Here is a 7,268-nt window from a genome sequence, read left to right on the forward strand (position 1 = left end):
GATCCTGCCGCCGCTCGCCCTCGCCGACATGATCGCCGGAATCTACGGCGCCAACGCCACCGTCACCGCGCTCTTCGCCCGCTTTCGCGGCCTCAGCAAAGGCCAGGTCATCGACCTCAGCCTGCTCGAGCCGATGTACTCCGTCCTCGGCCCCGAAGCCGCGATCTTCGCGGTCACCGGCAAGGTCAAGGAACGCTCCGGCTCCGCCTCCAACACCGCCTCCCCGCGCAACGTCTACAAATGCGCCGACGGCCAGTACGTGGCCCTGTCCGGCTCCACCCCGCAGGTCGCCCGCCGCATCTTCGAGGTCATCGGCAAGCCCGAGATGAACACCGATCCGCGCTTCGCTACCAATTCCGACCGGGTGAAACACCGGGATCTCGTCGATGCCGCAGTCGCCGAATGGTTCTCCCGCCATACTCATGACGCAGCCCTCGGCATCATGCGCGAAGCGGGCGCCACGGTCGGCCCCATCTACTCGATCGCCGATATCGCCGCGGACCAGCATTTCCGAGACCGCGGCATCATTGTCGATGTCGAAGACAAGGATTTCGGCTCGCTCCCAATGCACAACATCCTGCCGCGCCTCTCCGAAACCCCCGGAACCTTCCGCCGTCCCGCGCCCGAACTCGGCGAGCACACCGCCGAAGTCCTCCGCGAGGCCGGCGTCGATCCGGCCAGTATCGGAGCCTGACCATGCGCCTCCGCTCGCTGCTCTACGTTCCGGCAAGTTCCGAGCGCTTCCTCGCCAGGGCCCATGAGCGCGGCGCCGACGCCGTCATCCTCGATCTCGAGGATTCCGTCCCCGAGGCCGACAAGGATGCCGCCCGGCAGGGCCTCGCGGCGGCAGTCCCCGCCGTCGGCCGCAACGGCGCCAGGGTATTCGTCCGCATCAATTCCGGCCCGCGCCAGCGCGACGATGCGCTCGTCGCCTGCCGCGCCGGCGCCTTCGGCCTGATGGTGCCGAAGGTCCAGTCCTCCGGCGCCCTCGATGCCCTCGCCGGCACCCTGCGCGCCGAGGAAGCCACCATCGGCCGCGCCGCCCTCTCCTTCCTCGCGCTCGTCGAGGACCCGGCCGCGCTGCTCGATGCCCGCGCCATCGCCGCCAACCACCGCGTCATCGGCCTCGCGCTCGGCAGCGAGGATCTCGCCACTGCGCTCGGCGCCATGCCCACTCCCGACGTGCTGCGCTATCCCAAGCTGATGCTGCATTACGCCACGAAGGCCGAGGGCAAGCTGTCGCTCGGCCTCCTGCAATCGAGCGCCGACTACACCGACCTCGACGCCCTCGCTTCTGCCGCCGCCGAAGCCAAGGCCCACGGCTTCGATGGCGCCACCTGCGTCCATCCCTCCGCCGTGCCAGTGCTCAACGCCGGCTTCTCCGCAACGGCCGAAGAACGTGCCTGGGCCGAGCGGGTCCTCGCCGCAGCGGCGACCAGTCCCGGCGCCTTCGAGCTCGATGGCCGCATGGTCGACGCCCCCGTGCTCGCCCGTGCCCGCCGCATCCTCGCGTCCTAGCGGCCGAGCCCCGCAAACTCGACGAACGCCTCGAGCGGCAGCGGCTCGGACAGCAGGAACCCCTGCAGCTCGTGGCAGCCGCGCACCACCAGGTAGTCGCGCTGCCACTCGGTCGCGACGCCCTCCGCCGTCACCTGCATCTTCAGCGACCGCGCCAGGTCGATGATGGTGCGCACGATCACCTCCGCATCGCCCGAGACCCCGAGTTGCGCAACGAACGAGCGGTCGATCTTCAGTTTGTCGACGTTGTAGCGCCTCAGATAATTCAGCGACGAATACCCGGTGCCGAAATCATCCAGCGCCAGCCGGATCCCCGCCGCCCTCAGCCGCGTCAGCCCCGCCTCCGTCGCCGCCGAAGTATCGATCAGCACCCCCTCGGTAATCTCGAGCTGCAACCGACCGGGATCGATCCCAAGATCCGCCAAAGTCGCGATCACCCGCTCCACGAAGTGCCGACTGCGCAATTCCACCGGCGAAACATTCACCGCCACCCACGGAACCGCCGTAACCACCAGCATCCGGCAGGCTTCCTCGAACACCCACTCGCCCAGTTTCTCGATGAGTCCGCGCTCTTCGGCCACCCCGATGAACATGTCCGGCGACAGCCGCCCGCGCTGCGGATGCTGCCAGCGCACCAGCGCCTCTGCGCCCAGCACCGTGCTGCTGTCGGCGGCAAAGATCGGCTGATATTCGAGCTTGAGTTCTCCGCCCTCGGTCAGCGCGCGCCTGAGATCGAGCTCGATCCGGCGCTTCTCGGCGAGGCTCTCGGCCATCGGCGCGGCGAACACCGTCCAGCGCGCCCGGCCGCGGGCCTTGGCCTCGTAGAGCGCGATATCGGCCTCGCGCAGCAATGTTTCGGGCCCGGCCCCCCGCCGCCACGGCGCAATGCCGAAGCTGGCCGTGACGAACGCCGGATCGTCGAACAGCCGGAACGGTCGGGCCAGCTGCAACTGCATCGCCGCGCAGATCGATTCCGCCGCGCCCGCCGCCGGGCCGGTGAGGAGGATCGCGAACTCATCGCCCCCGAGCCGCGCCAGCGTACCGGCCGGTCCCACCACCTGGAACAGCCGGTTGGCCAGTTGCCGCAACAGATCGTCCCCGGCCACATGCCCCAGCGCGTCATTGATATGCTTGAAGCGGTCGAGATCGATCAGCACCAGGGTCGCAGGTTGCCCTTGTCCGGCACGCTCGACCAATGCGGCGAGGTCGCGCTCGAACTGCGCCCGGTTCGCCAGCCCCGTCAGCGAGTCGTGGTAGGCGAGAAAGTTGATGCGGGCCGCGGCCTGCCGCCGCTCGGTGATGTCGCGGGCGCTGCACACCAGCCCGATGATCGTGCCGTCCGGCGCCCGCAGCGGCAGCTTGGTGGTGGAGAGCCAGATCTGCGTGCCGTCCGGCCGCACCACATATTCTTCGTGGTCGTGCATGGCGATGCCGTCGCGCACCACGCGCATGTCGTCCTCGTAGTAGCGCCGTGCCAGCTGCTGCGGATGGACGTCGAGATCGGTTTTGCCGATCAGCGTATTTGGGTCGCCATGTCCGAGATCGGTCGCCACCGCCCTGTTGGCGATGACGAACTTGCAGTCCCGGTCCTTGATGTAGAGATAGTCCGGCACCTGGTCGATCATGGCGCGGAGCCAGCCGCGCTCGACCCGCGCTCGCGCCTGCTCGCCCGCCAGTTCGGCCGCAAACCTCTGCAGGCGCTCATTGGCGGACGCCAATACGCCGAGCGCTTCCGAGGGCTCGCCATAGGCTTGCTGCTCGGCAACAGATCGCTTCACGGCCATGCATGCCTCGGAAGGCGGACAGTTCGGGCGATCAGCATGCTACCGGAGGAATGGATAAGTAGTTCCTAAGTAGCGAATAAGTACGAACGACGTGACGCTTGGCTGCCCCGTAGCTCTATCCGCCGGCTGCGGCCGCGCTCCGGTACTCTCCCGGCGACGTTCCATGCAACCGCCGGAACGCCTTGGCGAAATAGTTGCCATTGGCAAATCCGGTCGCGGTGGCAATGGCCGCAACCGGCTGGTCGGTCGCCACCAGCAGCCGCATCGCTCGCTCCATCCGGGCGGCAAACACGAAATCGGACGGGCTGAGCCCCGCCTCGGCACTGAACCGCCGGACGAAATGCGCCCGGCTCAGCCCCGCCACCAGTGCCAGCCGGTCGACCCCCAGCGGTTCGCCAAGATGCGTGGCGATGAAGTTCTGCGCCCGCGCGATCGGCGGCGCCACCGGCGTGGCGGCCGGCGCCGCGCCGAACAGCCCGTCATGCAGTGCCGTCATCGCCTCGTACGCGGCGGCCGAGACCTCGCCGCTCAGCAGCTCCGGCGCGCCCATCAGCCTCAGGCACGCATCGGCCATGCGATCGACCGCCGGGGCCGCTGGCGTCACCACCGGCCCCTTGAGGTCGATCATCGTCCGGATCATTCGCAGCGCCTCGCGGCCATTGGCGCCGATCCAGAAATACTCCCAGGTCTGGCCACGATCGAGCCAGTAGCGGTTGGCATGCGGAAAGCTCAGGATCATCGTCGAGCCCGGATTGAGCACGTGACGCGCGCCCGCGTAGTCGAGCTCGCCCCGCCCGGCGATGGTGTGCTGGATGATGACGAAGGGTGCGTCGCCGCGCTTCAGCCCCTCCCAGTTATAGACCTCGTTGACGCGCTTCTCGAAGCCCGCCCCGGTGGCCATTACGTGAAAGCCCAGCGGCCCGCGCGGCGGCGCGATGGTCTGTACCTTGTGCCCGTGGGCAATCAGATCCGACAGCATGAAATTACCCTTGAGCGCACGACTTTCCTCTACACCCCTTGGCCCCCGTCCCGCTAGATGGAGCCGGTTTCAAAGGGGAGGAACGGCATGTCGTTCAAAGTCGCGATCATCGGCGCCGGTTCGGTCGGGTTCACCAAGACCCTGATCTCGGACCTGCTCAAGGTGCCCGAATTCGCCGATGTCGAGTTCGCGCTCACCGATATCAACGCCCACAATCTCGACATGATCCACCAGATCATCTCGTCGATCGTCGCCGTCAACAAGCTGCCGGCCAGGGTGACAGCCACCACCGATCGCCGCGAGGCGATCACTGGGGCGCGCTACATCATGAGCTGCGTCCGCGTCGGTGGGCTCGAGGCCTTCGCCACCGACGTCAACATCCCGCTCAAATACGGCGTCGACCAGTGCGTCGGCGACACCAACTGCGCCGGCGGCATCCACTACGGCCAGCGCAACAACCCGGTGATCCTCGATTTCTGCAAGGATATCCGTGAGGTCGCCGAGCCCGGCGCGCTGTTCCTCAACTATGCCAACCCGATGGCGATGAACACCTGGGCCGCCGATCTCTACGGCGGCGTCGATATCGTCGGCCTCTGCCACGGCGTGCAGCACGGCGCCCACCAGATCGCGCAGGTGCTCGGCGTCGACGACAGGGACCTGGACTATGTCTGCTCCGGCATCAACCACCAGACCTGGTACATCGACATCCGCGCCAAGGGCCGGAAGATCGAGGCCGACGAACTGATCGCCGGCTTCGAGAAGCACCCGGTCTATTCGAAGCAGGAAAAGGTCCGCATCGACGTCCTGAAGCGCTTCGGCGTCTATTCGACCGAGAGCAACGGGCACCTCTCGGAATACCTCCCCTGGTACCGCAAGCGCCCCGAGGAGATCGAGCGCTGGATCGACATGAGCGACTGGATCCATGGCGAGACCGGCGGCTACCTCCGCCACTCGACCGAGCGCCGCAACTGGTTCGAGACCGATTTCCCCAAGTTCAAGGCCGACGCGGTGAAGCCGCTCAGCGAGCACAAGCGGACCACCGAGCACGCCAGCTACATCATCGAGGCCCGCGAGACCGGCCGCACCTATCGCGGCCACTTCAACGTGCGCAACAACGGCATCATCAGGAACCTCCCGGCCGACGCCATCATCGAGAGCCCCGGCTTCGTCGACCGCTTTGGCATCAATATGGTCGAGGGCATCGAGCTGCCGATGGCCTGCGCCGCCACCTGCTCGGTCTCGATCTCAGTGCAACGGATGAGCGTCGAAGCCGCCATGACCGGCAATATCGACATGCTGAAGCTCGCCGTGCTGCACGACCCGCTGGTGGGCGCCATCTGCACCCCCGACGAGGTCTGGCAGATGGTCGACGAGATGGTCGTCGCCCAGGCTCAGTGGCTGCCGCAATACGCCGACGCCATCCCCGCCGCCAAGGCCCGCCTCGCGAAGGGCACCGTGAAGACCACCGACTGGGCCGGCGCCGCCCGCAAGGTCGTCCGCTCGGTCGAAGAGCTGCGCGAGATGAAGGGCGCCCACCACTAGCACCAGACCATCCCCCATCGTCCCCCTCCCCCTTGCGGGGAGGGACTGAGGGTGGGGGTCCCCAGCCACCGGCCTATCGAGTCCGCGTATCGCTCAGTCGTCTCCCTCCCCCTTGTGGGGAGGGATCAAGGGTGGGGGTGGCCACACGCTCCGAACCGGAGATTCGCGACCCGTTAACCCCCGTTAACCCGATTCCCTGCATGCTGGCGGCATGCCTGACGTCGCCGCCCTCCTCGCCCAGCTGACCACCCGCCCCGAACCCGCCGCCGACCCGGCGCTGGCGGCCATCAAGCTCGTCCGCGCCACCCTCGACGCGCTGGTCCTCCGCATGGGCCAAAGCATTGACGCCAAGGTCACCGCCCAGCTCGCCGCCGGGCTCACCCAGCTCACCGCCGGTGGCGAGAATTTCGTCCTGAAGCTCGAGACCCCGCTGCCGCTCAACACCGCGGTGACCCTCACCGTCGCCCCCACGCCGACCGGCCAGCCCGCCATCATCACCCTCACCGTGCAGCCCCCGCCGGCAGCGGTCCAACCCGCCCCACCCGCACCCCCGCCGATCCAGGCCCTGCCACAACCACCCACCGCGCCACCATCGCCGCCCCAGCTCACGCCGCCAGCACCGCTGCCGACCGCCTCACCACCACCAACCCTCGCGCCCAGCATCGCGCCGCAGGCGCCGCCCCCGAGCCTCCCCGCCCCTACGAGCAGGCCGACACCCCGAAGCCCGCAGGCCACGACACCTCAACCCCCGACATCGTCTGCCCCGCCCTCCGGCCCCGCCCCTCGGCCGCCAGCGCCGCTATCCCAATCCATCCCCCAGCCGGCTACCTCTGCCGCCATCCCGGCGCCAACGTCCCCAGCCACGCCGACAGCGCCCGCGCCCCCACCGTCGACCGCAATCGCCTCCGCGCCCGCCCAGATCACATCGACCGTCCTGCCTCCTACGCCGGCCGCGGGCGCCGCCCCCGCGCCGATACCGCCCATGCCCCCAGCGCCACCAGCAAGCGCCCCGGCGCCGGCATCCCCGCCAGCCTCCACCCCGCCGGTCCTCACTTCGACCCCCATCCCGACCATCTCCACCGCCCAGCCGCCACAGCCTCACCCACCCTTGCCTCCGCAACCGGTCCCCATCGCGAGCCCCGCCCCGCCTGCCGCCCTCACGGCTCCAGCACCGGCCCCCGCGCTCCCACTCGCCACCACCACCGCTCCACCCCCGCCGGCACTACCCACCGCATTTCCGCCAGCTGCCCTCCCGGCGCCGCCCACAGCCACGTCAACGCAATCGCCGGCCGCCCCGCCCACGTCACCGCCAGCTGCCACCCCTGCGCCACCGCCAGTTGCCAACCCTGCACCGCCGTCCACCGCCCCTTCCGCCGCACCCGCGACCGCCACGTTCGCACCGCCGCAAGCCACCGCCACCGCCCCACCACCCCCCACATCCCCGC

At 68.8% G+C, this 7,268-nt stretch carries 6 protein-coding genes; 3 read left to right on the forward strand and 3 right to left on the reverse strand.

The window, feature by feature from the left end; genetic code table 11:
- Both JWQ89_RS07390 and JWQ89_RS07395 read left to right on the forward strand, forming a co-directional pair.
- Positions 1–694 (forward strand): CoA transferase (locus tag JWQ89_RS07390; RefSeq protein ID WP_299639722.1); only part of this gene is annotated, 694 nt, incomplete at its 5' end.
- 2 nt (positions 695–696) lie between these two features.
- Positions 697–1,518: a CoA ester lyase gene (locus JWQ89_RS07395; RefSeq protein WP_299639724.1), complete on the forward strand. Its 822-nt coding sequence runs from the start codon at positions 697–699 to the stop codon at positions 1,516–1,518.
- On the opposite strand, the gene JWQ89_RS07400 is transcribed toward JWQ89_RS07395, so the two are convergent.
- Positions 1,515–3,302 (reverse strand): EAL domain-containing protein, encoded by a 1,788-nt coding sequence (locus tag JWQ89_RS07400; protein WP_299639726.1) that lies wholly within the window; start codon positions 3,300–3,302, stop codon positions 1,515–1,517. The genes JWQ89_RS07395 and JWQ89_RS07400 overlap by 4 nt on opposite strands.
- 115 nt (positions 3,303–3,417) lie before the next feature.
- Positions 3,418–4,281, reverse strand: a complete 864-nt coding sequence (locus tag JWQ89_RS07405) for an AraC family transcriptional regulator (RefSeq protein WP_299639728.1) — start codon at positions 4,279–4,281, stop codon at positions 3,418–3,420.
- 87 nt (positions 4,282–4,368) lie between these two features.
- Between JWQ89_RS07405 and JWQ89_RS07410 the strand changes: the two genes are divergently transcribed.
- A complete protein-coding gene (locus JWQ89_RS07410) occupies positions 4,369–5,823 on the forward strand; it encodes an alpha-glucosidase/alpha-galactosidase (RefSeq protein WP_299639729.1) in 1,455 nt (484 codons plus the stop codon).
- Positions 5,824–6,980: 1,157 nt separating this feature from the next.
- Here JWQ89_RS07410 and JWQ89_RS07415 read toward each other — a convergent pair.
- On the reverse strand, positions 6,981–7,268 hold a 288-nt coding region (locus tag JWQ89_RS07415; protein ID WP_299639731.1), incomplete at its 5' end, for a hypothetical protein.

Source organism: Devosia sp. (assembly GCF_028290645.1).
Taxonomy (GTDB): Bacteria; Pseudomonadota; Alphaproteobacteria; order Rhizobiales; family Devosiaceae; genus Devosia_A.

Bases quoted from the DNA above. Each gene is read 5' to 3' on its own strand.
- JWQ89_RS07405 (WP_299639728.1), bottom strand. From the start codon at position 4,281: ATGCTGTCGGATCTGATTGCCCACGGGCACAAGGTACAGACCATCGCG.
- JWQ89_RS07400 (WP_299639726.1), bottom strand. From the start codon at position 3,302: ATGGCCGTGAAGCGATCTGTTGCCGAGCAGCAAGCCTATGGCGAGCCC.
- JWQ89_RS07395 (WP_299639724.1), top strand. From the start codon at position 697: ATGCGCCTCCGCTCGCTGCTCTACGTTCCGGCAAGTTCCGAGCGCTTC.
- JWQ89_RS07410 (WP_299639729.1), top strand. From the start codon at position 4,369: ATGTCGTTCAAAGTCGCGATCATCGGCGCCGGTTCGGTCGGGTTCACC.